The following is a 24,927-nucleotide window of genomic DNA, read 5'->3' on the forward strand; positions in this document are numbered from 1 at the left end:
GGGACGGGCTGGTGGCCAACCTGTCTGCCGCCATTTACATCCCGCAAGCAAATCGTCGGCATCATGGTCGCGCCACGGCCCGGCGCTGACCTGAAGGATCGGGTAAAAGGCATGAACTATCGCTCTCTGGCGGATCTGAACGATGCGATCCTGCGCAACCTGCACGGGTTGCCGCGGGACATCGACCTTGTTGTCGGCATCCCCCGCAGTGGCCTTCTGGCCGCCAACCTGTTCAGCCTGGTGACGAACATCCCGCTGGCCGACCTCGACAGCTTTCTCGACGGACGGCTTCACACCTCCGGCACCACCAAGCGCCACAAGGGGCTGGACCGCGGCCTTGCCGACATGCGCCGCATCCTGATCCTCGACGACAGCATCTTCAGCGGCAACGCAATGCGCGATGCGCGCCTGCGGGTCGAGGCGGCGGGCATTGCGGAAAAGACCGGGGCCGAGATCATCTTCGCCGCCGTCTACGGCAGCGACGCAAGCTACCCCGAGGCCGATTTCATCTTCGAGCGGGTGAAAAGCCCCCGCATCTTCCAGTGGAACTTCATGCACCATGTCGTGCTGGAGGAAAGCTGCGTCGATATCGACGGGGTGCTGTGCCTTGACCCGACCGAGGATCAGAACGACGACGGCGAGGCCTATCGCCGCTTCCTGACCGAGGCGCTGCCCCTGCACGCGACCTCGCGCCGGCTGGGCTGGCTGGTTACCAGCCGGCTTGAGAAATACCGCCCCGAGACCGAGGCCTGGCTGAAGGCCCAGGGGATCGAATACGGGCAGCTCGTCATGCTGGACCTGCCCTCCAAGGCCGAGCGGCAGCGTCTGGGTGCGCATGGCACCTTCAAGGCCGAGTTCTACCGGAACTCGAACGCGACCCTGTTCATCGAAAGTGAGCACCGGCAGGCCCGGACCATCGCCCGGCTGTCGGGAAAGCCGGTCCTGTGTGTCGAAACCCACCAGATCTGCATGCCCGACAGCCTGTCGCCGGTCGCCATGCGCCAGCAGATGCGCAACATGCCGACCCGGCTGAAGCAGCGGGCGCACGGGACCGGCCGCCGGCTCAAGGGCGTGGCCCGCGGCCTCATGGGGGACGCGGCCTATCTTGCCCTGAAGAACCTGGTCCGCCCCCAGCCCAAGAGCCAGACCAGAAGCTGAGCCCGGCCCGCTTTCCGTATCATGCAGGCGCGAGGGGTGTTCCTGCCCCTGCCCCCGTTCACATCCGCAGGAGTTGACGACCTTTCCGGGGGCGGTCGGGGAAAGCCCCGACCCTTCGCCCTCGCCTGTCCCGCGCGTTTGCGATAAGGCCGCCATCGCGGTCAGGTGATCGGCCCGCGCCCGGTTCAGGAAACGCCGGGGCACGCGGGCACCGTTTCGGAAAGGTGGCGCGTGGCAGCCGACAGCACAGTCTTTGATCCGCCCTCGGGATCGCTCGGCCGGTCGGTCGGACGGGGGGCGCTGGTGACCGGCGGCTCGCAGGCCGTCCGGCTCGCCTGCCAGTTCGCCTCGGTCATCGTCCTGTCGCGCCTGCTCACGCCCGAGCATTTCGGCATCGTCGCCATGGCCGCGCCCGTCATGGCGTTCATCGGGCTGTTCCAGGACCTTGGGCTGACCCAGGCGACGGTCCAGAAGAAGAACATCACCCATGGCGAGGTGAACACGCTTTTCTGGCTGAACCTGGCCATCAGCATGCTTCTGGCGGCTCTGATGGTGCTGGCATGGCCGCTTGTCACGCGGTTCTACGGCGACCCGCGGGCCGGCGTGCTGGTCGCGGCGATGAGCCTGCAGCTTGTCCTTGTCGGCGGCACCGGGCAGCATCTTGCCCTTCTCAACCGCAGGATGGAATTCGGCCGCATCGCGATCCTCGACGGCCTGAGCGCGGTTCTGGGGCTGGCGGTGTCCGTGATCTGGGCGCTGGTCGATCCGACCTTCTGGGCGCTTTACGCCGGCGGCACGGCCACGGCGCTGGCGGGCCTTGCGGGGGGGTGGATGCTGTCGCGCTGGCGGCCGGGCCTGCCGCGCTGGACGCCGGGGGCGGGCCGCCTTGTCCATTTCGGCGCCGGAATCACCGGCTTCAACTTCGCCAACTTCTTTTCCCGCAACCTCGACAACATCCTGATCGGCCGCTACCGCGGAAACGAGGAGCTGGGGCTTTACGACCGCGCCTACAGGCTGCTGCTGTTCCCGCTGCAGCAGGTCACCAACCCGCTGTCCAGGGTCATGGTGCCGGCGCTGTCGCGGATGACGGACCAGCCCGACCGCTACCGCAACGCCTTCCTGCGGGTCATCCCCATCCTTCTGCTGGTGACACTGCCGGGCGTCGCGCTGGCCGTCGCCCTGGCCGACATCCTGGTGCCCTTTGCCCTGGGCCAGCAATGGATCGGCAGCGCCGTCATCTTTCAGGCGCTTGGCTTTGCGGGGCTGCTGCAGCCGCTCAACAATCCCTCGGGCTGGCTGTTCATCAGCCAGGGCCGCTCGACCGAGTTCATGCGCTGGGGCGTCTTTGTGGCCCTGACCTCGATCGTGGCCTTTGTGATCGGCCTGCCCTACGGCGCCTTCGGCGTGGCGCTGGCCTATGCGGTCAGCGAATATGTGCGCACGCCCTTTCTGTGGTTCTACATCGGAAAGCGCGGGCCTGTCCGGGCCGGGGACGTGACGCGGGTCGCCTTTCCCTTCGTGGTCGGCGCGCATCTGGCGGTGGGCGTCCTCTGGGCGCTGCGCCCGCATCTGCCGCAGGACCCCCTGCCCGCCCTCGCCTTGGGGACCGTGCTGTCCTACCTGATGGTCATTGCCTTCGCGGCGCTGTTCGCACCGGGCCGTGCCACGCTGCGGGAATGCCTGCAACTGCTGCGCCGCAGGCAGGCCGCAGTCATTTGAGGCTGCGTGGCAACTCATGCGCAGAAAGTTTCTTTATGATGCCTGATGTGACTGTCCTGTTCTCGACACATAACGGAGCGGGCGTATTGCCCACCGTCCTGAATGCCTATGCGATGCAGAAGCCCGGCTGCACATGGGAAATGATTGTCGTGAACAACGCGAGCATCGATTCTACCTCGGCTTGTCTGGAGAGCTTCAAGGGAAAGTTGCCCCTTGTCGTGCTTGATCATCCGGAGCCGGGGAAGAACAAGGCCCTGAACGCCGCCCTGCCGAAAGCAAGGGGATCGTTCGTCATCGTGACGGATGACGATGCGATTCCCGAAGCAAACTTCCTTGATGAATGGTTCAGGGCATTAGTCGAAAATCCATCCTATGACCTTTTCGGCGGCGCCATAGATCCTTTCTTCCAGAAGGACCCGCCTGCCTGGATGCTGGAAAGCCAATTTCACTTCGAAGAAATATACGCCGTCTGCAGGCACGCGAAGGGTCCCTTGGCCGCAAGAGAGATCTTTGGCCCGAACATGGCAGTCCGCTCGGCGCTATTTGAAAGCGGAATCCGCTTCAACGAGGACATCGGCCCGAACGGAAGCAACAGGAACTATCCGATGGGCAGCGAGACGGAGTTCTGTACCCGGGTGGAAGGCCTTGGTCACAAGGCCTTCTTCGCGCCAGAGCCGCGGGTGCGCCACATCGTCCGGCCCCATCAGGTTGAGAAGGATTTCTGGACCTCTCGCGCATATCGGCACGGATTAGGCGTCGGACTGCAGGAACGGATGGCAGCCGGGCAGTTGTCCCGCCCTCTTGGCAAGCGCTTGGCAAGTCTCGCCAAGGGCAAGCTCAGGCAGGCCTTCTTCTATGCGGCCCGCAATCCCCTTCATCCGACCGATCTGAAATACAATGAAAGGCTATGGCAGTATCATTGGTGCTGCGGCTATACCGATGCCAAGACGCGGGCACAGCTTTGACCACGCCCCATCGGGACGAGCCGGCAAACCGGCACGCCATGCATCTCCATGGGTTCTGCTCCTGCCTGCGACTTGCGGGCGAGCCCCTGCGTCGTCCCCCTCAGTGGGACATCAGCACTGGAACCCGAAGGTCGACGAAGATGCCCTGCGTGGCGCCGCCCAGGATGAAGTCACGCAGGCGGGAATGGCCGAAGCCGCCCATCACCAGCAGCGATGCCCCCGCCTGCAGGGCCTCGTCCTGCAGCGCCCCGCCGATCGCCTTTCTGCCCAGCGTGACCTCGCGCGCCTGCGCCGCAAAGCCGCGCCGTTCCAGCGAGGAGGCCAGCGCCGCGGCCAGGCCCTGGCGTTCAAGCTTCTTCTCGCCCTCGACCGTCAGGACCGTGATGCGGCAGCCCTGCGGGGTCAGCGCCAGCGCGTCCCCCAGGGCGCGGGCGGCCGCCCGGCTGCCGTCCCAGGCGACCGCGATGTGATCGACCCTTTCCACCCGGGCCGCCGGCGGCACGACGACCGCGGGGCGGCCGGACCCGAAGATGACGGCCTGCGCCAGGTCCTGCAGCGCCATGCTTTCGCCCGACCAGGGCAGCAGGGACAGGTCGAAATAGCGCGCCTCGTCGGCGGCGGCGTCAAGGACCTCGCCGGGCGCGGCGGGGCGTTCCTTCACCTCGGCGCCGCCCGACGCGGCGATCTGCTGGACGACGCCGGCAAGGCGCTGGCATTCGGCGCGGCTCCGTTCCTCGGCGGTGCGGGCCATCTCGGGGACGTTCAGCATCAGGCTGCCCAAGGGCGAGTTCAGCGGCGGGATCTTCACCGGGAAGGTCGTGACATGCAGCCCCGCCCCCAGCGGCGCGGCCAGCCCGGCGGCGGCCTGCACGGCCTCGGCCGAGGCCCCCTCGGGATAGCTGTTGAGCGGCATGTAGGCGGTGCGGACACGGTTCATCGAGTATCTCCCTTCTCGGTTTCGTCCTTTTCGGGGCGCGCGCCGGACCTCGCAGCCCCCGGTCGCCGGCCCCGTGCAACTGTCCGGCTGCCTGCGGACCATGGCAACCCAAGGGCACCCGCTGCCCCGGATGGCCGCAGCGGGCCCGGACCATGCGGCCTTGGCGCGGTTCCATGGAGCGGGAAAACCCCTCTGCTGTCCATGGCCAGATTGCCGCATCATCTTTCCCCTTCCTGTCCGGCCCCGGGCAGGAACCTGTAGACCGATGAGCGGGCGATGTTCAGCCGCCGGACGATGGCCGAGGGGCCTTCACGCCGACGGTGCGCTGAAGCGGACACTGTTGCAAAGATTGGGAAGAGGTAGCGGAAGCCTGATCGCCGGGTTCAGGCAGCGGCCTTGGTGAGTTGCGCCTCGGACTTCCGCATGGCCTTGCTGATCCCTGATGGTCCGATGCCGAAGGCGCGCTCAACGAGGCGGACTTCGCCCCTGACCCCGTCCTGATACTGCCATAGAGCCGCCTGACCCTTCTTGAGGGCCCGCATCACCTCGAAGCCTTTGAGGATGGCATTGGCGGTCTTCGCGTCGCGCGTCTGCGAAAGGTAGAAGTCGATGGTCCGCCCGGCGTCGGTGACGGCGCGGTAGAGATGCGACCCTTCGCCTTCACGCAGGTCTCGTTCACCTTCCACGACCGCCGCAGACCGGGCCGCTTCCAGTTCCAGCGCAGACGGCGCTCGATCTCAGGGGCCTAGGCCTGCACCCGGCGGTAGATCGTCGCGTGATCGACCGTGACGCCGCGCTCGGCCATCATCTCCTCCAGTTCGCGTCAACTGATCCCGCAGCGGCAGTACCAGCGTACCGCCCAGAGGATGATCTTGCCGCGGAAATTGCACCATTTTAAGTCACCCGGCATCACTGTTCTCCCTGGTTGCCACCTCCGTGCATCGCGCGTCCCCGACCTTGCCCTGCACGGCGTCGCGCAGGCGCATCACCGTCTGGCAGCTGGTCCCGTGCCGGCGGGCCAGTGAAGACAAGCTCTCGCCCCGTGCAAGCCCCTCCAGAACGGCTGCGCGTGCCGTTGGATCAAGCGCGTGCGGCCGACCCAGCCTCTTGCCCTGCGCCCGCGCCCGGGCGAGCCCCGACTGGGTGCGCTCGACAAGGAGATCGCGTTCGAACTGCGCGACCGCGTTGATCACCCCCATCGTCATGCGGCCGGCCGAGCTGGTCAGAACGACCCCGCCCAAGGCCAGACAGTGCACCCGCACGCCCATGCCGGCGAGCCGCGCCACCGTGGCGCTGACGTCCATCGCGTCACGCCCCATCCGGTCAAGCCGCGTGACCACCAGCACGTCGCCACGCTCCATGCGGTCGAGGAGGCGGGAGAAGCCGGCACGTCGCGCGATCGCCTCCGAGCCCGACACCGTCTCGCTGACCACCCGCTGCGGCTCGACGGCAAAGCCCGCCGCCGCGATCTCGAGGATCTGGTTCTCGGCCGTTTGGCCCGCCGTGGACACACGGACATAGGCGAAGGTGCGCGACATGGGCGGCTCCGTCCATAAAGGGAGTACGGATCGTTGCCCCCGCCCGGAAGAAGGTCAGGCTAGATTACGGACGTGCCTGCAGAACCTGTCCACAACCCTTCGGTTCCGGACAGCCAGTCTTTGCAACAGTGCCCAGGAGACAGTACGGGCATACCCATAGGAGGCCATTAAAAAGCCAGCCTGTACGATTTGAGTTCAGACCCACGCACATTGGCGTCCGAAAATACTGAAAGCGATCCTAGTCGGACGCACCACGGTGTCCGAAGCAAATCTCCTTCTACGGTATACCCCTGCCGGACAGGGCGGGCGTGCCCTGCCCCAAGCGATATTGCATATCCGGTTTCTTCATATATCCGGTAAGGAAAATTATCGGATAAGCCTCATGCCCACTGTCGTCATCGCCTCGCCCAAGGGCGGCGCCGGGAAATCCACCGCCGCGGTCCTTCTGGGGACCGAGCTTGCCCATGCCGGCGCCGCCGTCACGCTGCTGGACTGCGACCCGAACCGTTCGCTGACGCTCTGGGCCGGGCGCGGGCCGCTGCCGCCGCGGGTCGCGGTGCTGTCCGATGTCGACGAGGCTGGGATCGTCCGCACCATCAAGCGCCACGATTTGGATGGGCAGATCGTCATCGTCGATCTGGAAGGCGTTGCCTCGCGGCTGGTCAGCCGGGCGATCTCGCAGGCGGACCTGGTCATCACCCCGATGCGGGCGACCACGCTGGACGCGACGGTGGGCGTGCGCGCCCTGCAACTGATCCGGGAAGAAGAAGAGGCGCTGGACCGCCGCATCCCCCATGCCGTGGTCTTCACCATGACGCGGGCGGTGCGCTCGCGCCAGCACAGCGGGATCGAGGCCTCGCTGCGCGAACAGGGCGTCGACCTGATCGAGCCGCCGCTGATGGAGCGGACGGCGTTCTCTGCCCTGTTCGAGTTCGGGGGCGACCTGCGGACGATGCCCGCACAGGGCAACATGGCAGCGGCCATCGGCAATGCCGAGAGCTTCGCGCAGGCGGTTTATGCGCGGCTGGCCGAGGGGGGCGCGTGATGACGGGCAAGCCTTTCAGCGTCGATCTGGGCCGGCTGAGGTCGCGCGAAAAGGACCGCAGCGCCGCCGCCGTCGAGCGTGCCGACCGCGCCGGCGAGGACCTGGGCTTCATCGACCGCGATCCGGTCAAGCGGCGCGGCCGCAAGCCCAGCCCGCGCACGGGTCAGGTCCATGCCAAGGTGTTGCCCCATGTCGCCGAAGCCATTGCCGCCGAGGCCCGCCGCCGCGGCGTCCAGCAGGGCGTGGTGCTGGAGGAAGCCTGGGCGCTTTACAAGGCCAGCCAAGGCGATGGCACAGCCGGTTGAGGCAATGATCAGATTTAAGAAAAAATCCGGTAATTTTTAATATCTGGTTTTTATAAATATCGGGTATTCATTGAAACCGGATTTCTCTTGGCTGAAGGTTTCCGGCTTCGTGCCATGGCCGGATGCCTTTCAACTTGCCTGATGCCCGACAGGCATGTCCGCCCGCCTCCTCCGAGGATAGCCCGCGCCCAGGAACCTACCGCCCGACGCAAGCGCCGAACAGGACCACGTCCCCGCACCGGCAGGCCGGGCGGGGACGTCTTGCATCGTCAGCCGGATGCCCGGGGGCAGGGGATCAGGCGGCCCTGACCGGCTCGATCCGCAGGTCCGTCATCTGGCTGAGCGTGGCCCGGCTGGCCGAGATCGTGATCGTCTCGCTGTCCTTTGACGGGACGAAGTCGCGGACATGGCTGCCCGAAGACAACCCGGCCCAGCCCTGGCCCGCCCCGGTGACGGACAGGTAGCCCTGCACCGAGAAGCTGGCCCGGTGCGGGACGCCGGGCGTCACCGCAAAGGTTGCCCGGGCGCTGGACTCGCCCGTCCCCGTCTTGCCCATGACGACGGTCCTGCCATCCGTCGCGATGCCCGAGGTCGATCCCTCCTTCTGCGTGAACAGCCAGGCCCCGCCGTTGATCGTGCGGGGCGCGGGATCGACCGCCGTGCCCCCGGCGACCGGGCGGGGCAGGGGGGCCTTGTCGGGGGTCTCGATCCAGACCGCCTTCGGCGTTACGGCATGGACCCGCATCTGCGCGCCCTTGGCATAGTCCCCCGCGCTCCAGCCCGCCCAGGCGTCATGATGCTCGACCGACAGGAACACCGTCATCACGGTCGTGGTGTCCCAGGTGCCGCCCTCGGCCATGTCGGCGGGGTAGATCGTCTCGAAGATCTCTCCGTCGCAATAGAAGTCGCAGCGATCCGGGCGCAGGTCGTATTCCAGCCGCTGGACCCGGTCCGCAAGCGGCGCCCGGCGCATGATCCGCCGGGACGACGACACCCGCCCGCCGCCTGCCTGGGGCATGTGGACCGCGGGCGACCAGCCGGGCTTGCCGTCAAGGAAGGTCAGCTCGAAGTCGATCTCCTTGGCGTTGTCGGCATGGGCGAAGAAGGCGGCAACGGCATGGGGCCGGGTGACGTGGATCTCGGCGCCCATGCGGCCAAGCGCGTGCCGCATCCCGTTCTGGCCCTGCATTGCGCCGGTGTGCCAGGTGCGCCCGGTGGCCGGGTCGCGCTCGCCGAAGCCGGCGTTGACAATGACCGAGCCGTCCGCCTGCCAGTCCAGAAGCGAGGGCCTGCCCAGCGACTTCGGCCCGACACCCCACTGGGGCAGGTAGATGTCGAAGGCGGACCAGTCGAAGGTCAGCCTGCGGTCGATCTTCAGTTCGCCGATCTTGCTGAAGCCGGCCGGGCTGCCCTCGGCGGGCAGCGGCTCGGCAGGTTTCGGGGCCTCGGGCGCGGGTGGCGCCGACACGGGCGGGGCGGCTTCCAGCCGCTCCAGCCGCGCGGCGATTCCGTCGAGCCGCTGCGCCAGCGCCGCATCGGCGTCGCACAGGGCCTTGAGGATGGGGTCCAGGTCGGGATCGTGGGCCATCAGGGTCCTCTGTCGGATCAGGACTGGGCGAGGGCGGCAACCGCCGTCCGCAGCGCGGCCAGCGCCGGCTTGGCGATGCCGTCGGGGCGGTGAAGGCCGAACCAGTTCTCGGGGTTGGCGGTGTCGCCGCCGCGGTCGTCCAGCGAATACCAGAAGCACGGACCGATCCCCGGATGCTTGCGGATCGCGGCGGGCAGGTCGGCCAGCAGCTTGGCCTGTCCGGCCTCGGTCAGGCTGGCGGTGCCGCGGGTCGGATGGCCGACCTCGGTGATCCAGATCTTCCTGGCGCTTTCGCCGTTGGCGTCCATCAGCGGGCGCAGGACGCGCACGGTCTGGCCCCAGCCGGTCCAGTCCACGGGATGTTCCAGGTCAAAGGGATAGCTGTAAGGATGGATCGCCAGCGCGTCGTAATGACCCTTGGCCCCAAGCGCATAGCAGCGCGTCACCCAGTCGCGCACGCCGATGCTGCCGCCAGTGGTCGTGGGCACGGCCGACAGGCCCGCACCCACGACAAAGGCCTTGGGATTGGCGCGCTTGATTTCCGTATGGGCGGCCTTCAGCACGGGCACGTAACGCTCGGGCGTCATGCGGTTGAGGTTGGGCTCGTTCCAGATCTGCCAGTGATCGACCCGGCCCGCGAACCTGGCGGCGGCGGCCCCGGCAAAGCGGCCGAAGCGGGCGGCGTCGGCGGGATCGCTCAGGCTTTCATCGCTGCCCCAGGCGGGCTTCCCGGTCAGGATGCCCAGCACCTGGATACCGCGCTGGCCGGCCGCGTTCACCAGCGCCTCGACGCCGGCCCAGTCGAAGGCGCCGCCCTGGCTGCGCTCGATCTGGTCCCAATAGAAGTCAAAGCGGATCATGCGGGCGCCGGTGGCGGCGATGCGGTCCAGCATCCCCGCCGGGTTCTTCGCCAGCTCGTTGCGCGGCACCGCAAAGCCGAGCGCCTGCCGGTTCATCGTCGGGGCCGGTGCCGGTGCGGGGGTCGGCGCAGGCGCGGGTGCAGGGGCCGGGGCAGGCGCGGGCGCGCCCTTTTCCAGCTTGTCCAGCCGCGCCTTGATGGCTGCGAATTGTGTGTTCATGCCGTCGAAGATCACGTTCAGGTCGGGATCGTAGGCCATGCGTCTTTCTTCCTTGTGGATGCAGGGTTCAGGGGCCTTGCCGTTCGGCGGCCCCGGAATGTGGCGGATCGCCCGCCGCCGGCCCGAAGGCCCGCGGCCGCTTTCCGCGGTGATGTCGTGGTTGTGCCGCCGGGGGTCAGGCCGCCATGGCCCCCGCCGGGCGCGGCATCCGGCCGCCGGAAAGGGAATGGCCGGGCAGGCGGGGGCCAGCGCCCCTGTCAGGGTCTGCGGGAATCCCGGGCGGCAGGTTGTCGGCCATCTTTGCCCCTCGATTGCGCGCGGAAAGCGGTCGTTCCTGCGCCGTCCGGGGGAAATTATGAATGATGCGTTAACAACCGGCTTTCAGGGCGCGCGTTGCGGCTGCGGAAAACGCAACACCGGAAATGGCGGCATCCTTGCAGGTCTTTTTTCCCGTTCTGACGCCCCGGTGATCGCTGTGCCATTCTGCCACCTGTCTCTTTAGACAATTTGAGGTGTTTGGCGGTTTTCCGCCGTTGTGCAGTTCGCTATCACGCGCGAAGACTGGCCAGGGCCTTGGGGATGACAAGTCCGATCTCCGGCCCGGCCCATATTCTGACCCATTTCCATCGGCTTTTTCTGCCGGAGACGATATTGCACGTGACCTATCTTGCCCATGACCTCGATGACCCGTCGATCTGGCGGCGGGTCGAGATGCTGCGCCGCGGCGGCGCCAGCGTCCGGGTCGCGGGTTTCCGTCGCGGGGATGGGCCGCTTGCCGAACCCGCGATCGTTCTGGGCCGCACCGTCAACGCGCGCATGGGCCAGCGGGTCCGCGCGATCCTGGCGGCATGGCCGGGTCTTGCCCGGCGGGTCCCGCCCCCGGACGGCCATGGCGAACCCGAGGTCGTGCTGGCCCGCAACCTCGAGATGCTGGCTCTTGGCGCAAGGCTGGTGCGCGCCCGCAAGGGCCGCGCCCGGCTGGTCTACGAGCTTCTGGACATCCACGGCATGATGCTGGGGCAGGGGGCCGTCGCCCGCAGCCTGCGCCGGGTCGAGGCCGGGCTGATGCGCCGGGCCGCGCTGGTGGTGCTGTCCTCGCCCGCCTTCGCCGCCCGCTACCTGCGCCCCCATGGCCAGCCCGACCTGCCGGCCCTGCTGGTCGAGAACAAGCCCTTCGCCCGCCCCGATGCCGGTCCCCGCCAGGCCGGTCCCGCCCCCGGCGGGCTTGAGGAAGGCGGCCCCCTGGTCATCGGCTGGTTCGGGATGCTGCGCGATGACTGGTCGCTGAAGACGCTCGACCGGCTCACCCGGTCGCGGCCGGGGCGGTTCCGCGTGGTGCTGCGCGGGCGCCCGGCGCTGGACGTGATGCCGGATTTCCACGCCATCATCGGCGCCAACCCCGACATGGAGTTCCGCGGCCCCTATGACTGGCCCGGCGACCTGCCCGCGATCTACGGGGGCGTCGACGTGGCCTGGCTGATCGACCGCTACCAGGCCGGGCAGAACTCGGACTGGCTGCTGCCCAACCGGCTGTACGAGGGCTGCCTGAACGGCGCCGTCCCGGTCGCGCTGGAGGGAACCGAGGTCGCGCGCCGGGTCGCCGGCTGGGATTGCGGCGTGGTTGTCGCCGACCCCGGCCCCGAGGCCGTGGCAGGGGCGCTGTCGGCGCTGGACCCGGTCGGGCTTGCAAGGCTGCGCGGGGCGGTGGCTGCCATTCCCCGCGACCGGCTGGAAATGGACAGGGCCGAATGCCGGCGCCTGACCGCGGCCATCTGCGGCGCTTCCCCCGTCCCTGCGGCCAGAACCGCCCCCGTCCCCGCGATCACCGGATAGCATCGCCATGCCCATGTTTCCCGACCCCAAAGTGCTGATCGTCATCCCCACCCTCAACGAGGCGGCGCATATCGCGGGCGTGCTCGATTTCGCCGTGGCCTTCGCCGAACGCGCCGACGGGCTGGTCGTGGTGGCCGACGGCGGCTCGCGCGATGCGACCTGCGACATCGTCCGCCGCCGCGCCGCCGACCACCGGCGCATCCGCCTGCTGCACAACCCCCGGCGGCTGCAGGCGGCGGCCGTGAACCTTGCCGTCGAGCGCTTCGGCCAGGGGGCGGAATGGCTTCTGCGCCTTGACGCCCACAGCACCTATCCCGCCGATTACGGCGATGTCCTGCTGGCCGAGGCCCGGCGCACGGGCGCGGCCAGCGTGGTCGTCTCGATGCATGCCGAAGGGCAAGGCTTCCTGCAGCGGATCATCGCCGACGCCCAGAACTCGCCCTTTGGCAACGGTGGCTCGGCGCACCGGCTGGCGGGGGGCGACGCCTGGGTCGATCACGGCCATCACGCGCTGATGCAGGTCGCCGCCTTCCGCGAGGTCGGCGGCTATGACGAAAGCTTCAGCCACAACGAGGATGCCGAGCTGGACCGCCGCCTGTCCGCGGCGGGGCGCCGCATCTGGCTGACCTCCCGGACCCGCCTGACCTATTTCCCGCGGCAGAGCATCCGGGCGCTGATGCGGCAGTATTACAATTTCGGCCGCGGCCGGGCGCGCAACCTCATCAAGCACAACGCCCGGCCGGCGGCGCGGCAGGCCCTTGCGGCGATGCTGGCCCCGGCGGCGGCGCTGGTGCCGCTGGCGCCCTTCAGCGTGGTCTTCGTGCTGCCCTCTGTCCTGTGGGTGCTGGCTTGCCTGGCCGGGGGCGTGGTCATCTCGATGCAGACGAAAAGGCCCGACGGGCTGCTGGCGGGCCTGGTCGCGGGGACGATGCACATGGCCTGGTCGGCAGGTTTCTGGCGGCAATGGCTTTCCCGGCGCGAGACCGTTCCGGCAAGGGCCGCCACATGAGCAATCCCGTTCTGCGCGACGCGGTGCTGGTCGGCATCTGCACCTTCCGCCGCCCCGAGCTTGCCGCGACGCTCGACTCGCTGGCGCGGCTTGACCCCTGCGGGTTGCCCGTGTCGATCGCCATCGCCGACAACGACTGCACCCCCTCGGCGCGGGACCGGGTGCAGGAGGTCGCCGCCACCCATCCGCTGCCCATCACCTATCTGCACGCGCCCGAGGCGAATATCTCGATCGCCCGCAACGCGCTGCTGGATCATGCCCACGCCACAGGCGCGCGGTTTCTGGTCTATCTGGACGACGACGAAAGGGCCGAGCCCGCATGGCTCGCCCGCCTCGTCGCGGCCTGGAAGGCAGGGCAGCAGTCCGGGGCAGGGACCGGCGCCGTCCTGGGCCCGGTGCAGGCCCATTATCCTGCCGGCGCGCCGGGCTGGATGGACCGCGCCCGCGCCCATGACACGCTGCCGGTCTTCGGAAAGGACGGGGCGGTCCTGTCGGGCTACAGCGGCAACATCCTGATCGACCTGGCCGACCCGGCCGCCCGGGACCTGCGCTTCGACCTGTCCCGCGGCCGTTCGGGCGGGGAGGACAGCGCCTTCTTCGCCGATTTCCTCGCCGCCGGCGGCCGGATCGGCTTTGCGCCCGACGCTGTCGTTCACGAGGACGTGCCAGCCGACCGCGCCCGTCTTGCATGGCTTCTGCGGCGGCGCTACCGCATGGGGCAGACCCATGCCAGCCTGATCGCCCGCGGCCGCTCGCGGGCGGGACGGCTCGGCGCGGCGGGGATGGCTGCCGCCAAGGCCATGGCCTGCGGCGGGCTGGCCCTGCTGGGGGCGGCCCGGCCCGCCTGGCGCAACCGCCAGATCATGCGGGCGGCCCTGCATGTCGGCGCGGCGGCCCATCTCGGCGGGGCGCCGCAGATTGAAATCTATGGAACGGCGCCCGGTCGGACAGATCCGGCCCCCCGGCAAGCACCAAAGGAAAACTGATGCCGCGCGACCTGAAGCCGTTTGAACTGGCCAGTCCCTATGGCGCAAGCCAGGCTGCGCAGGTCCAGACCATCGACCTGCGCCGGGTGATGGTGGCGATGCGCCGGCAGCGCCGGACCATCCTGCTGCCGGCCGTGCTGCTGGGCGGGCTGGGGCTGGCCTATGCCGCCTCCAAGCCCGCGACCTACGAGGCTTTCTCCAGCCTGCTGCTGGACAGCAACGTCAACCGCTCGGTCCAGCAGGCGGGCGGCATCGACACCGCCGTGCTGCCGTCCGACCGCATCGAGAATGCGCGCGTCGTCCTTGAATCGGAAAAGCTGGCCTATGACGTGCTGGACCGGACCGGGCTGCAGGCCAATCCGTCCTTCATGAACCCGCCGGAATCGGGGTTCTCGAACCTGGTCGGCCGGGTCATGGGCACGCTGCTGGCCCCGATCGCCTGGGTCCAGGACCGGATCACGGCGCTGACTTCCTCCACCCCGGTCATCGACCCCGCCGCGCTGCCCTCGGCGACCAGCTTCGGCGATCCCTCGGTCGCCCCGATCGACCCCGAGCGGCGCCTGGCCGCGATGCGGCTGCAGGGGGGAATGGAAATCTACCGGGTCGGGCAAAGCTCGGCCGTGGCGGTCAGCTTCAGCTCGCATGATCCCTTTATCGCGGCCGAGGCCGCCAACGCCTATGCCGACGCCTATGTGCAGGACATCCTGGTCACCAACGCGGAATCGGTGGGCCAGACCAACGCCTGGATGCGCGGCCGCCTGGACGAGCTGCAGACGCAGGCGCAGGCCGCCGCCAACGCGGCCGAACGCTTTGCCGCCGCGAACGGGCTGGTCGAGTTCTCCTCGGGCGGGCTGCTGACCGAACAGGCGCTGAACGAGCTGAACTCGGGCCTGACTGTCGCCCTGACCGACGCCGCCCGTGCCCAGGCGGTGCTGGACACCTATGACCGCGCGGTCGCGGGGGGTGTCGAGGGGCTGACCGACAGCAGCAGCTCGCTGGCCATCGGCGGCGACATGTCCGAGGAACTGCGCTCGCGGCTGGACAACTACAACGACGTCCGCGCCCGGCTGCAGCGCCTGCTGGCCTCGTCGGGGCCGAACCATCCGCAGGTGGCGGGCCTGCGCCAGACCCTGGCCAGCACGGCCGAACGCCTGTTCGTCGAACTTGAGGCCATGCGCGCCGAGGCACAGAGTGCCCTCGACGTGGCCCGTGCCCGGGTCGAGGCCCTGCAGCAAAGCGTCAACCAGGCCTCGCAGAGGAACAGCGCCCAGGCCGCCAATTTCGTCCGCCTGCGCGCCCTGCAGGAAGAGGCCGCAACCCTGTCGGCGCTGTACCAGCAGACGCTGACCCGCTCGCAGGAGATCGAGCAGCAGCAGTCCTTCCCGGTCTCGAACGTGCGGATCCTGTCCTATGCGCAGGTTCCGGCGGTGCCTTCGGGGCCCGCGGTGCTGCGCACGACGCTGGCCGCGACCCTGCTGGGGCTGTTCGGGGGCCTGGCGCTTGCCGCGCTGAGAGAAGGCCGCGAGCGGATGCTGCGGACCGCCAGCGACGTGACCGACCGGTCGGCGCTGCGCTTCCTGGGCCACCTGCCGGTGCTGCCGCGGGTCCGCCGGCTTCGCGCCGGAAAGGTCGCACTGCCTGAATCGAGGCCCGTGCCCCGCATTTCGGCCGCGCCGCAGGCGGCGAAACGGGGCGAGATGCTTCCGGTCCTGTCGAAGCCGAAACCGCCGGTCATCAATGTGCCGGTGCCGGTGCTGCATTTCCCCGACTCGGTTTATGCCGAAACCCTGCGCCATGTCCGGCTGGCCACTGAGGCATCCGGCAGCCCGATGCCGGTGACCGGGGTCACGTCGTTCCATCCCTACGAGGGGCGGTCTCTGGTCGCCTTCAACCTGGCCGGCCAGCTTGGGGTTGGGCTGCAATCGGTCCTGCTGATCGACACCGACAGCCGGGGCCGCGGCCTCAGCAGGATGCTGGGCCTCGACCAGCGGCCGGGGCTGACCGACGCGGTGGCGGGGCGCGGCGATTGGGAAAGCATGCTGGTCGGCATCGCCAACACCAACGTCAATGTCCTGCCCTGCGGATCGACCGCGGGCGGAGCTTCGGACGACCTGATGACCGGCAAGCTGCTGGGCCAGATCGTCGAGGATGCCTGCCACGAGTTCAGCCGCGTGATCGTGGACGTGCCGCCGCTTTACCCCGTGGCCCAGGGCCGGGCGATCCTGCACGAGCTGCCGCGCTTCCTGATCGTCGGGGAATGGGGCCGGACCCCGCGCAGCATGGTCGAAACGGTTCTGGCCGAAGAGCCCGAACTTGAGGCGAACTGCCTTGGCGTGGTCTATGACCGGGTCAACCTGCGGAAGCTGCGGTCATTCCTGATGCCCGAGGCGATGGAAAACTACCTCGGCCGCTCGAAGAGCCGTCTCACGCTGCGTCGCCGCGGGGAACCATAAAACTTTAACTATTTTTTAACTTCCTTGGCGCAACCTCTGGTATACTATTGCCAGAGGTTGAAGGTTTTTTAGATGTTCGTCATTCATTACCTGATAACTGCCGTGGCGGTAATTTCCGGCCTGCTGGCATGGGCAATCCCGGCCGGATATTCGGCTTGGCAGATTGTCGGTCTGGCATTTGTGGCGGTTCTCGCCTTGCAGGCCGCAATCCTGGCTTTCGTGGTATTTGCGGCCGCGCGCCGGGACCGGGCTTGCAACGCGCGCAAGCGGCCCGATCAGCTTGTCATTCTGCCCAGATAGCTTTCCGCCTGCGGTCCCTGTTCGCGCGGGCGTTCGGACGCGGTCACGCGCCCTGATTCCATCACGAAGACCGCATCCGCCACCCGGATAAGCGCGGGGCGATGGGTGATCGCCAGAATCGTCATGCGGCCGCGCAGCCCGCCTATGGCCCGGATCAGGGCTTCTTCGTTTTCCCAGTCCAGCGCGCTTGTCGCCTCGTCCAGCACCAGCACGTCGGGCTCGCGCAGCAGCGCGCGGGCGACGGCGATCCGCTGACGCTCGCCCCCCGACAGAAGCGTGCCGCGGTCGCCCATCATCGTGTCCAGCCCCGCCGGCAGGTCCCGCACGAACCCGGCCGAGGCAAGGTCGAGCGCCCGGAAGATCCGGTCGTCATCGACGGGACCGGCCGCCGCGATCGCCATGTTGTCGCGGATGCTGCCGTTGATCATGAACGGCTCCTGCGCGACATAGCCGGTGCGGTCGCGCCAGCCGCGGAACTGGCCAGGGCGCAATGCCTTGCCATCGACCAGCACCGTGCCCTTCTGCGGCTCCAACAGGCCCATCACGATGTCGGCGAGCGTGCTTTTGCCCGCACCGGACGGCCCGACCAGCACCGTCAGCTCGCCCGCGCGCAGGGTCAGGGAACAGTCGCTGACCGCTTCGCGCGATTCGCCCGGAAAGCGCCAGCTCACCCGGTCCAGCCGGATATCCCGGCGCGGGGCGGGGGCGGGATCGTGGCCCGCCATCGCCGGGTCGCGTTCGGCCTGCAGGTCGTCCCGCAGCCGGGAAATCGCCCCCCAGGCCGGCAGGTCGACCAGCAACTGCTGCACCGAGCCCTGGATGCCCATGAAGCGCGGCGCCGTCCGCATGAACAGCAGAAGCAGGATCACGATCCGGGCGACATCAAGCTGCGCCCAGGCCAGCGCCACCCAGATGAACAGCGCGGCGCCGCTGACCACGGCGAACTGGAACAAGCCCGTCCCGATCGAGGACTGTCGGATGAACTGCCGCGCATCGGCCTTGGTTTGCCCCAGAATCGCCGAAAAAAGCCCCAGATAGCGGTCCTCTAGGTTCATGCTGCGGGCCATCTTGAGGCTGCCGACGAATTCCGACACCGCCGCAAGCTGGCCTTCGCGCCGCGCCTGCAGCCGGTCGCCGTAATGCCGGGCAAGGCGGCGGAAGGGCCGCATCAGCACCAGCGCCACCACCCCGAATCCATAGGACAGCAGCGTCATCGGCGCCGAGATCGCCAGGCTCAGGACAAAATACAGCGCCAGCCCCACCAGGTTCTGCAGGATCGACAGGACAAGAAAGGCGGCAAGATACAGCCGCTCGATCTCGCCGGTCAGGGCATGCTCGATGCGGGTGCGGGGGATGCGGGCGACATGGGACCAGCGGGCCAGCGCCACCTCGCGGAACAGGGCGGTGCGGTGGTGGTTGGTGAAGTCGTGGATCAGGTCGGACAGGTAGACCGCCTTGCTGCGGTTGAAGATCGCCTGCAGCGCGGTCAGCCCGACGATGACCAGCAGCAGCGCGCCCAGCGGGACCATTGCGGGCAGCAACCCGGCGCCGGGGAAATCCAGCCCCGACATATCGATCGAGGTGCCGCCCGCGCCGACCAGTTGCAGCACCGGCAGAAAGGTCACGATCGCGGCGCCTTCGCTGAGCGTGCCCAGCACCAGCAGCGCCAGCCCGATCCAGAGCCGCCGCCCCTCCAGATGCCGCAGCGCCCGCCACAACGAGGCAAGCTGGCCCGCAGCGCCACGGCTTCGGGCGCGGGCTTCCTCGGTGGGGACCGGGGCCGTCAAGGGTGGGCTGGCGTCAGTCATCGCCGAGGTCGCGGTCGATCGCCGCGCGGATGTCAGGGGCGCGGTCCAGTCCCTCGGCCAGCAAAAGCCGCCGGGGCGGGCAGCGCAGCGCCACCTGCGCGGCGGCGCGGAAATGCTGGGCGGCGGCCGCGCCGTTCAGCAGCGCCGGGCCGAAGCGGACCGCATAGGAAAAGCGCAGTACCGCCGCCAGCGCCTCGGATGGGGGGAGGCGCAGCACCTCTGACGGCTGACCCCGGCGGGCGCGTTCCAGCAGGTAAAGCCGCGCCGCCGGGACCGGCGTCCCCGCCAGATGGGCAGGGTCCAGCATCGCGCGGGCCTTGTCGATTGCGTCATGGACAGGACCGCGGACGGTGGCGCCGGGGGGCAGCATCCGCGCCGCGCCCTCGGATAGCTTGACCTGACCGAAGCCGGGCAGCATCCGCCCCTCGCCGTCGATCGCCACAAGGTCGTCGGCCAGCAGCCGCGCCCCGTTTCGCAGAAAGCCGGTGGCGGTGGTGGACTTGCCCACGCCCTTGTCGGCCAGAAAGGCGATGCCGCGCCCGCGATGGACGACGGCGCTGGCGTGCAGGACGAAAAGGCCGTTCCGCCGCAGCGCCTCGAACAGGACCGGCCCCAGCAGCGGGAAGGCCAGCAGGTCGTCCGAGATGCCCGGCCTGCGCTCGATCCCGATGCGGCTGCCGTCGGCCGAGACCGAGAAGGCCCCGACCTCGGGCCACCAGAACCATGTCCCCTCGGGCCCGAAACGGCAGTCGGGCAGGGGGCTGCGGGGAATCGCGGGCTGCGGTGCCTCGGAGATCCGCAGGTCTGCCGGACGCCCCGGCATTCCGGGGGCAAGCTCGGGCAGGATAACGTCCGACACCACGCAAAGCCCATAGGCGGCATAGGCATGGGCCTGAAGAGGCGGGGCGGAAAGGGCAGGGACAGCGGTCATCGGACACTCGCAAGGGTCGGGCCGGGGGCGCGGGACGAAAGGGACAGGGCGGGCCGTTCCAGCCATGCGGCAAGCCATAGCGACCGCCACAGCCGGAAGGCCGTTTCCAGGTCGGGCTCGGGCGCGCGGGCCAGGCGTTCGGCATCCGCGCGCAGGATGCCCGTGTCCACCCAGCCCCGCAGGGGGCCGGGATCGGCCCGCAGGGCGGCGATGCGGCCCTGCGGGTCGCGCCGCAGCGCGCCCCAGAAGCCGGCGATGAAATCGGTCTTGTCCCCGCGCATCCGCACCGATTCCGGCAGGATGCCCCGCATCGCCCGACGCAGCAGGGCGCGGGGCTGGCCGCCCGCGACCTTGGCGGGTTCGGGCTGCCAGACGCAAAGCTCGACCACGCGATGGTCATAGAAGGGATAGCGCGGCGCCACGCCCTCGGCCTGCGCGGCCCGGCCCATCGTTTCAAAGGCGGCGGGGGCCAGCGGGCCGGTCAGCATCGCGGCATGCAGGCGCACGCCCTCGGGCAGGTGGCGGTCCTCGGGGGTAGGGGCCTGCCCGGTGCGGGCGCGTTCCACCAGCCGGGTTTCGCGGGCGAGGTCGGGATCGACCAGCGCGCGCCAGTCCCGGGGGTCGGGACCTGCGTCCTTCAGCGCCCAGCGGCCCAGCCGGCCAAAGCCGCGCCGGCCGCGGATGGCCAGCAGGGTGGCCAGCGCCTGCGACACCGGCTCGCCGGTGAAGCGGGCGTGGCGCACGGCCAGCGCCAGCGCCAGCGGCCAGCGGCCTTCCCTGGCGATCAGGGCGATGTCGCGGAAGCTGCCGCCGATCACCTCGTCGCCGCCATGGCCGTCCAGCACCGCCGCGCAGCCCTGTTCCCGCGCGGCGCGGTAAAGGCGGTGGTTGCGTTCCAACCCGGGGGCGAAGACCGGCTGGTCCTGCCAGTCAAGCTGGGCGTCGATGTCGAAAAGGGTGTCGTCCTCGGCCTCTCCGGTCAGGAAGACGGGGGCGAGTTCCCGGCCCGACCGGCGCAGCACCTCCTGGATATGGCGCCCCTCGTCCATGGCCGGGTCGCGGTAGCGCAGCGACAGCGCCGGGCGGCGGCAGGGGGCGGGCGCGTCCGGTCCGACCGACAGCAGCGCCAGCGTGCTGGAATCGAGCCCGCCGCTGAGCATCGTGGCCGTGGGACCATCGGCGCAGGCCTGCACCGTCGCATGGGCCAGCGCGGCCTGCAGGGCAGGGCCCACGTCCCTCGCGTCAGCCGGGGCAGTCCGTTCCAGCCGGTACCAGCGGCGCAGGGCGGCGGTCCCGTCGGGGTCCAGGGTCATCAGGTGGCCGGGGGGCAGGCGCGACACGTCCCCCCAGGCCGTCGCGGTGGCGTCAAGCGGCTGCCCGGCCAGGAACCCCGCCACCCAGGCGCGGTCGATGCCGGGGACCGCATCCAGCCCCGCCAGCACCGTGGACAGGTCGCTGGCAAAAACGGCGCGGCGCGGGGTCAGCGCATAGGCCAGGGGCTGGATGCCGAAACGGTCGCGGACAGCGGTCAGGCGCCGGGTCCGCGCATCCCACAGGACAAAGGCGAAGGCACCGTTCAGGCGGTCGGGAGCATCCGTGCCCCAGCGCCGCCAGGCGGCCAGTACCAGATCGGCGGGATCGCTGCCCGGATGGGCGGCCAGCGCGCCCCGCAGCTCGGGCAGGTCGGTCAGCGCCAGGTCCCCGGCCAGCGTCAGCGGGCCGAGGGTCCGCACCGTGGCGGGGCTGCCGGTCCGTCCGGCCTGCCACAGATGGAGGCCCTCGGCCCCCCGGTATCCGGGGATTTCCCCGGTGCGGCGGGTCAAGTCTGCCGCGATGCGCCAGGCGGCGGGGTCGTGATCCGGGCCATGGCCCAGCATGGCGGCAAAGCGGCTCATGCCGGACCGGCGCCCGGCAGGGTGAAGTCGTGCAGGATGCGGTGGCGGTTGTAATCCTCGGGCGTGCCGCCAAGGACGATGGTGTCCCCGGCCATCAGCCAGGCATGGGGCGCCAGTATGCCGGGCGTGGCGGTCTGCGCCGGAACCGACAGCCGGATGGTCGTTGCATGGCCGCGCCGCGCCAGTAGAATCTGGCCGGCGCTGGCCTGGGTGAGGCAGCTCGCCCCCGGCACCAGCCGGGCGACGGCCCGGACCGACCAGGCGATCTCGGCCAGTTCGGCACGTGGCGCGCCGGGGTCGGCGGCGGGAAGCGTCAGCCCATGAGCCTCGATCATCCGGCGCAGGTCGTGATGGGCGCCGCGCCCCAGATAGCCGCGCACCAGTAGAACCGCGCCGAGCGCCTGCCACAGCAGCACGGCATCGCGGCGGCGCAAACGGCGGATGCGTCGCAGGACTCTCACGTCAGACCGCCCGGATCAGGCCGTGCTTGAGCATGTCGTCCAGAAGATCGGCGATGTCGCGCCGGCATTCTCCGGGGGCGATCTCGTATTCGGCGGCGATGGCGGCGGTCAGGTCCTCAAGCGAGGAGGGCGCCGTCATGCGGTCCCAGATCCGGGCGCCGACGGGATCGAGGCTGAAATAGGTGTTGGATTTCAGATCCAGGATCGCAATGCCGTCTTCGACCGCGCAGGAAACGCATTCGGGGGAAGCGAGATAAGTCATGAATGACAACTTTGATAAATCCAGAAGAAAATGGTCGCCTCAACGTACGAATTGAACAGGGGTTCCAGTTATTCGTTCTGACGTGGCGGAAGGCCGCGCAGATGGGCGGCGGTGATCCGCCGCCCGCCAGCCTGCATTACGAAAAGGTAAGCTGGCTCACCGGAGTGCCGGCCTGAAAGGTGTTGTCCAGAGCGCTGCCCCGGCTGTTGCCGTGGGTCATCGCTTCGAGCTGGCCCTGGACGCGAAGAACGGGGCGGGAGTAGGTCTTGACCATGATGTACCTTGGAAAAAATACGACAGCACAACGCTGCCGTCAGCAGATTTCCGCTTACGCAGGCATTTTCAACCTATCTATAAGGACAGGTCCCCTTCCCTTGGGGAAAAAAACCTTATATGATGCCGGCTTGCGTGAAAATCCTAGAGTATGGGAGCCTCTGGCGGAGTGTCGGATTTAACTTTCAATATTAATTGATAAAGTTTTAACTAGATAATTCTGCCTGCTTTGATCTAGGTATTCGCTCGGGGCATCCACGCGCCCTGCCGGCGCCTTGCCGGGTATTTGTTGTTGTTTTTTGTAGGGCTGGTGTTCAGATGCAGATGCTCCGTGCTCATGATCTTGTTGCCGATACCGACTCGCCCAAGCTTGTTGCTCCTCATGTGCAATCCCCCGCCGCAAGGCCGCTGCAGATCCCGCGGACGGTTCCGGTCGGCGGCGCGGCAAAGCGGGCCCTGGATATTTTCCTTGTCATTCTTGCCATTCCGCTGCTGCTGCCGCTGATCCTCGGGCTGGTCATCATTCTCAGGATCAAGGACCCCGGGCCGCTGCTTTACGGCCATCGCCGCATCGGCTTCGGGGGGCGCGAGTTCAGGTGCTGGAAGTTCCGCACCATGGTCGTCGATGGCGACGCGGTGCTTGAACGGCATTTCCGCAGCAATCCCGCCGCCGAGGCGGTGTGGAAGGAACAGCGCAAGCTGGTCGACGATCCCCGCGTCACCCCCCTCGGCGCAGTGCTGCGCAAGCTCAGCCTGGATGAGCTGCCGCAGCTTCTGAACGTGCTGAAGGGCGAGATGAGCCTGGTCGGCCCCCGTCCGATCGTGCAGGCGGAACTGGACCATTACGGCGCCTCGGCCCGGCATTACCTGGCCGCCCGCCCCGGCCTGACCGGACTGTGGCAGATCAGCGGCCGCAGCGACACCACCTATGCCGAACGGGTGCGCTTGGACCGGTTCTACGTCACCAACTGGAACCTGTGGCAGGATCTTCGGATCGTCTTCATGACCATTCCGGCGGTGGCGATGTCACGCGGCGCCCACTGAGCCACGCCCTTGCCGGAAGACCGCCGCGGGGCGCCCTTGTGAAAGGGCGCCCCGTTGCCGTTCCGAGGGGTTCTCAGGTGATGGCCGGCAGACCCGGCCTCCCCCTGCGGGCGATGGCCGCCTGCACCGGGGGGCGCTGTGTCCTGCGGAAGCCGCGCCCGTAGCAGACGGCGGCGATGGTGATCACCGAGGACAGCTCGAACTGATAGAAATAGGCGGCCTCGATCCACATCAGCATGAACTGCCGCACCATGAAGAGCGCAAAGAAGACCGAGGCGGCCGAGGGGCTGCGGATCGCCCAGGACAGCGACGCCGCAAGGCCCCCGAAGAAGATCACCGCCTGCAGCGCCGCCCCGATCAGGCCGATTTCCACCGCGTTCGAGATCAGGGTGTTGTGGAAGTTGAACCCGCTGCGGCCGCCGATCCCGAACATCGCCCAGAGTTGTTCAGCCAGCGGCTGGCCATGGACCCAGAAGGCCTGGAACCCCACGCCCAGGACCGGCCGTTCGGCGATCTCGTGGAAAGCCACGGCCCACAGGTCCGTCCGGCCCGTCAGCGTGACGTCCTTTCCGGTGGTGTTCAGGAACCATTGCGACAGTTCGGGCACCACGAATGACAGCAGCACCCCCGCCGCCGCGGCCAGCACCAGGGCAAGAGCCACCAAGACCAGCCGCGCATAGGGGGTCAGGCGCTGCAGCAGCACGATGACGCCGAAGACCCCGACCACGCCGATGGTGCTGACCAGCGCGCCCGATGACTTCCCCATCACCAGCAGCAGCGCCCCGACCAGCAGGCTGGCCAGCGCCGGCAGACGCCAGCGCCATGACAGCCGCCGGTCGATCAGCACCGCCAGCGCCAGGATGACAAGAAGCGCGCTTGCATTCGCCAGCGCGTTCTTGCTGGCATAGATGCCGAGGTATCCCATCCCGTCCTCGCGGGTGCGGCCCGACAGAAGGCTGGCCAGCCCCGCAAGCGAGCTTGCCACGAACAGGACCTTGACAAAGGTCATGGGCGCCAGCCGGTAGCTGAGGACCAGCGCGATCACCACGGTCAGGCAGAACTGGATGCCGTAGCGGATCGTCAGGGACGGATAGTCCGACCAGGCAAAGGACATCAGGCACCAGAGCGCCAGCAGAACCAGCATCCATTCCTGCCGCAGCGCCGCCAGCGTCGCGCCCGGCCGGCTGAGCGCCACCGCCATGCCGGCGGCCAGGAACAGCAGCGCCCCCTTGGACCCCAGCGGCACGATGAAGCAAAGGCCGAAAAGCGCCAGGAACCCCGCCAGCGCCAAGGGCGAATAGCTGATGGTCAGCCCCGGCCCGGCGGGCGTCGCCCGCC

General features: G+C 68.7%; 22 protein-coding genes and 1 pseudogene. 11 read left to right on the plus strand and 12 right to left on the minus strand.

Going from position 1 to position 24,927, the window contains the following annotated elements; all coding sequences use genetic code 11:
• The first annotated feature begins 111 nt into the window (after window positions 1–111).
• The 3 genes from H5395_RS13850 to H5395_RS13860 all read left to right on the plus strand — a co-directional run bounded on the left by H5395_RS13850 (window position 112) and on the right by H5395_RS13860 (window position 3,842).
• Entirely contained in the window at window positions 112–1,158 is a 1,047-nt protein-coding gene (locus H5395_RS13850) for a phosphoribosyltransferase family protein (protein ID WP_182793166.1), read from the plus strand.
• A 231-nt stretch (window positions 1,159–1,389) separates the two neighbouring features.
• A complete protein-coding gene (locus tag H5395_RS13855; protein WP_182793167.1) occupies window positions 1,390–2,877 on the plus strand; it encodes a lipopolysaccharide biosynthesis protein in 1,488 nt (495 codons plus the stop codon).
• Between the two features lie 38 nt (window positions 2,878–2,915).
• On the plus strand, window positions 2,916–3,842 hold the full coding sequence (locus H5395_RS13860; protein ID WP_255440676.1) for a glycosyltransferase family 2 protein: 927 nt from the start codon (window positions 2,916–2,918) through the stop codon (window positions 3,840–3,842).
• Between the two features lie 100 nt (window positions 3,843–3,942).
• Here the strand turns inward: H5395_RS13860 and H5395_RS13865 are convergent, their stop codons facing one another.
• From H5395_RS13865 to H5395_RS13875, 3 genes and pseudogenes are all read right to left on the minus strand, one after another.
• Window positions 3,943–4,779, minus strand: coding sequence for a universal stress protein (locus H5395_RS13865; RefSeq protein WP_182793169.1), 837 nt, complete (start codon window positions 4,777–4,779; stop codon window positions 3,943–3,945).
• Between the two features lie 383 nt (window positions 4,780–5,162).
• Window positions 5,163–5,689: pseudogene (locus tag H5395_RS13870) on the minus strand (transposase).
• Complete coding sequence (locus H5395_RS13875; RefSeq protein WP_182793170.1) at window positions 5,679–6,317, minus strand: recombinase family protein; 639 nt, start codon at window positions 6,315–6,317, stop codon at window positions 5,679–5,681. Before H5395_RS13875 ends, H5395_RS13870 begins: the two are co-directional and overlap by 11 nt.
• Before the next feature lie 382 nt (window positions 6,318–6,699).
• Between H5395_RS13875 and H5395_RS13880 the strand changes: the two genes are divergently transcribed.
• Both H5395_RS13880 and H5395_RS13885 read left to right on the plus strand, forming a co-directional pair.
• On the plus strand, window positions 6,700–7,362 hold the full coding sequence (locus H5395_RS13880) for a ParA family protein (protein WP_182793171.1): 663 nt from the start codon (window positions 6,700–6,702) through the stop codon (window positions 7,360–7,362).
• Window positions 7,362–7,667, plus strand: a complete 306-nt coding sequence (locus H5395_RS13885) for a chromosome partitioning protein ParB (RefSeq protein WP_182793172.1) — start codon at window positions 7,362–7,364, stop codon at window positions 7,665–7,667. Before H5395_RS13880 ends, H5395_RS13885 begins: the two co-directional genes overlap by 1 nt.
• A 295-nt stretch (window positions 7,668–7,962) precedes the next feature.
• Here the strand turns inward: H5395_RS13885 and H5395_RS13890 are convergent, their stop codons facing one another.
• Together H5395_RS13890 and H5395_RS13895 are read right to left on the minus strand one after the other, a co-directional pair.
• Window positions 7,963–9,255 carry a hypothetical protein gene (locus H5395_RS13890; protein ID WP_182793173.1) on the minus strand — a complete coding sequence of 431 codons (1,293 nt, stop codon included), beginning with the start codon at window positions 9,253–9,255 and terminating at the stop codon, window positions 7,963–7,965.
• A 17-nt stretch (window positions 9,256–9,272) separates the two neighbouring features.
• Window positions 9,273–10,373 (minus strand): cellulase family glycosylhydrolase, encoded by a 1,101-nt coding sequence (locus H5395_RS13895; protein WP_182793174.1) that lies wholly within the window; start codon window positions 10,371–10,373, stop codon window positions 9,273–9,275.
• Between the two features lie 618 nt (window positions 10,374–10,991).
• On the opposite strand from H5395_RS13895, the gene H5395_RS13900 reads away from it, so the two are divergent.
• The 5 genes from H5395_RS13900 (at window position 10,992) to H5395_RS13920 (ending at window position 16,915) form a co-directional block, all read left to right on the plus strand.
• The gene (locus H5395_RS13900) at window positions 10,992–12,167 is read left to right on the plus strand and encodes a glycosyltransferase (protein ID WP_182793175.1); all 1,176 of its coding nucleotides are present in this window, start codon (window positions 10,992–10,994) and stop codon (window positions 12,165–12,167) included.
• A gap of 7 nt (window positions 12,168–12,174) precedes the next feature.
• On the plus strand, window positions 12,175–13,176 hold the full coding sequence (locus H5395_RS13905; protein WP_182793176.1) for a glycosyltransferase family 2 protein: 1,002 nt from the start codon (window positions 12,175–12,177) through the stop codon (window positions 13,174–13,176).
• A complete protein-coding gene (locus tag H5395_RS13910) occupies window positions 13,173–14,162 on the plus strand; it encodes a glycosyltransferase family 2 protein (protein ID WP_182793177.1) in 990 nt (329 codons plus the stop codon). Before H5395_RS13905 ends, H5395_RS13910 begins: the two co-directional genes overlap by 4 nt.
• Window positions 14,162–16,615 (plus strand): GNVR domain-containing protein, encoded by a 2,454-nt coding sequence (locus H5395_RS13915; protein WP_182793178.1) that lies wholly within the window; start codon window positions 14,162–14,164, stop codon window positions 16,613–16,615. The genes H5395_RS13910 and H5395_RS13915 overlap by 1 nt, the downstream gene beginning before the upstream one ends.
• A gap of 72 nt (window positions 16,616–16,687) precedes the next feature.
• Window positions 16,688–16,915, plus strand: a complete 228-nt coding sequence (locus tag H5395_RS13920) for a hypothetical protein (RefSeq protein WP_182793179.1) — start codon at window positions 16,688–16,690, stop codon at window positions 16,913–16,915.
• On the opposite strand, the gene H5395_RS13925 is transcribed toward H5395_RS13920, so the two are convergent.
• From H5395_RS13925 to H5395_RS13950, 6 genes are all read right to left on the minus strand, one after another.
• The gene (locus H5395_RS13925; RefSeq protein ID WP_182793180.1) at window positions 16,891–18,723 is read right to left on the minus strand and encodes an ABC transporter ATP-binding protein; all 1,833 of its coding nucleotides are present in this window, start codon (window positions 18,721–18,723) and stop codon (window positions 16,891–16,893) included. The two genes, H5395_RS13920 and H5395_RS13925, sit on opposite strands and share 25 nt — an antisense overlap.
• A complete protein-coding gene (locus H5395_RS13930; RefSeq protein WP_182793181.1) occupies window positions 18,716–19,654 on the minus strand; it encodes a serine kinase in 939 nt (312 codons plus the stop codon). Before H5395_RS13930 ends, H5395_RS13925 begins: the two co-directional genes overlap by 8 nt.
• Window positions 19,651–21,549 carry an asparagine synthase-related protein gene (locus H5395_RS13935; RefSeq protein ID WP_182793182.1) on the minus strand — a complete coding sequence of 633 codons (1,899 nt, stop codon included), beginning with the start codon at window positions 21,547–21,549 and terminating at the stop codon, window positions 19,651–19,653. The genes H5395_RS13930 and H5395_RS13935 overlap by 4 nt, the downstream gene beginning before the upstream one ends.
• Window positions 21,546–22,010 carry a lasso peptide biosynthesis B2 protein gene (locus H5395_RS13940; protein ID WP_182793183.1) on the minus strand — a complete coding sequence of 155 codons (465 nt, stop codon included), beginning with the start codon at window positions 22,008–22,010 and terminating at the stop codon, window positions 21,546–21,548. Before H5395_RS13940 ends, H5395_RS13935 begins: the two co-directional genes overlap by 4 nt.
• Before the next feature lies 1 nt (window position 22,011).
• Window positions 22,012–22,272 (minus strand): PqqD family protein, encoded by a 261-nt coding sequence (locus H5395_RS13945; RefSeq protein WP_182793184.1) that lies wholly within the window; start codon window positions 22,270–22,272, stop codon window positions 22,012–22,014.
• A 136-nt stretch (window positions 22,273–22,408) separates the two neighbouring features.
• Entirely contained in the window at window positions 22,409–22,546 is a 138-nt protein-coding gene (locus tag H5395_RS13950) for a hypothetical protein (RefSeq protein ID WP_182793185.1), read from the minus strand.
• Window positions 22,547–22,863: 317 nt separating this feature from the next.
• On the opposite strand from H5395_RS13950, the gene H5395_RS13955 reads away from it, so the two are divergent.
• The gene (locus tag H5395_RS13955) at window positions 22,864–23,589 is read left to right on the plus strand and encodes a sugar transferase (RefSeq protein ID WP_234450995.1); all 726 of its coding nucleotides are present in this window, start codon (window positions 22,864–22,866) and stop codon (window positions 23,587–23,589) included.
• 73 nt (window positions 23,590–23,662) lie between these two features.
• On the opposite strand, the gene H5395_RS13960 is transcribed toward H5395_RS13955, so the two are convergent.
• Window positions 23,663–24,927, minus strand: a 1,265-nt coding sequence (locus tag H5395_RS13960) for an O-antigen ligase (RefSeq protein WP_182793186.1), incomplete at its 5' end; no start/stop codon positions are given.

It is taken from the genome of Paracoccus sp. MC1854, assembly GCF_014164635.1.
GTDB lineage: Bacteria > Pseudomonadota > Alphaproteobacteria > Rhodobacterales > Rhodobacteraceae > Paracoccus.

Excerpts from the sequence above, each read along its gene's own strand:
- H5395_RS13850 (WP_182793166.1), top strand. The coding sequence starts at position 112 with ATGAACTATCGCTCTCTGGCGGATCTGAACGATGCGATCCTGCGCAAC.
- H5395_RS13860 (WP_255440676.1), top strand. The coding sequence starts at position 2,916 with ATGCCTGATGTGACTGTCCTGTTCTCGACACATAACGGAGCGGGCGTA.
- H5395_RS13865 (WP_182793169.1), bottom strand. The coding sequence starts at position 4,779 with ATGAACCGTGTCCGCACCGCCTACATGCCGCTCAACAGCTATCCCGAG.
- H5395_RS13875 (WP_182793170.1), bottom strand. The coding sequence starts at position 6,317 with ATGTCGCGCACCTTCGCCTATGTCCGTGTGTCCACGGCGGGCCAAACG.
- H5395_RS13880 (WP_182793171.1), top strand. The coding sequence starts at position 6,700 with ATGCCCACTGTCGTCATCGCCTCGCCCAAGGGCGGCGCCGGGAAATCC.
- H5395_RS13885 (WP_182793172.1), top strand. The coding sequence starts at position 7,362 with ATGACGGGCAAGCCTTTCAGCGTCGATCTGGGCCGGCTGAGGTCGCGC.
- H5395_RS13890 (WP_182793173.1), bottom strand. The coding sequence starts at position 9,255 with ATGGCCCACGATCCCGACCTGGACCCCATCCTCAAGGCCCTGTGCGAC.
- H5395_RS13895 (WP_182793174.1), bottom strand. The coding sequence starts at position 10,373 with ATGGCCTACGATCCCGACCTGAACGTGATCTTCGACGGCATGAACACA.
- H5395_RS13905 (WP_182793176.1), top strand. The coding sequence starts at position 12,175 with ATGCCCATGTTTCCCGACCCCAAAGTGCTGATCGTCATCCCCACCCTC.
- H5395_RS13910 (WP_182793177.1), top strand. The coding sequence starts at position 13,173 with ATGAGCAATCCCGTTCTGCGCGACGCGGTGCTGGTCGGCATCTGCACC.
- H5395_RS13915 (WP_182793178.1), top strand. The coding sequence starts at position 14,162 with ATGCCGCGCGACCTGAAGCCGTTTGAACTGGCCAGTCCCTATGGCGCA.
- H5395_RS13920 (WP_182793179.1), top strand. The coding sequence starts at position 16,688 with ATGTTCGTCATTCATTACCTGATAACTGCCGTGGCGGTAATTTCCGGC.
- H5395_RS13925 (WP_182793180.1), bottom strand. The coding sequence starts at position 18,723 with ATGACTGACGCCAGCCCACCCTTGACGGCCCCGGTCCCCACCGAGGAA.
- H5395_RS13930 (WP_182793181.1), bottom strand. The coding sequence starts at position 19,654 with ATGACCGCTGTCCCTGCCCTTTCCGCCCCGCCTCTTCAGGCCCATGCC.
- H5395_RS13935 (WP_182793182.1), bottom strand. The coding sequence starts at position 21,549 with ATGAGCCGCTTTGCCGCCATGCTGGGCCATGGCCCGGATCACGACCCC.
- H5395_RS13945 (WP_182793184.1), bottom strand. The coding sequence starts at position 22,272 with ATGACTTATCTCGCTTCCCCCGAATGCGTTTCCTGCGCGGTCGAAGAC.
- H5395_RS13950 (WP_182793185.1), bottom strand. The coding sequence starts at position 22,546 with ATGGTCAAGACCTACTCCCGCCCCGTTCTTCGCGTCCAGGGCCAGCTC.
- H5395_RS13955 (WP_234450995.1), top strand. The coding sequence starts at position 22,864 with ATGCAGATGCTCCGTGCTCATGATCTTGTTGCCGATACCGACTCGCCC.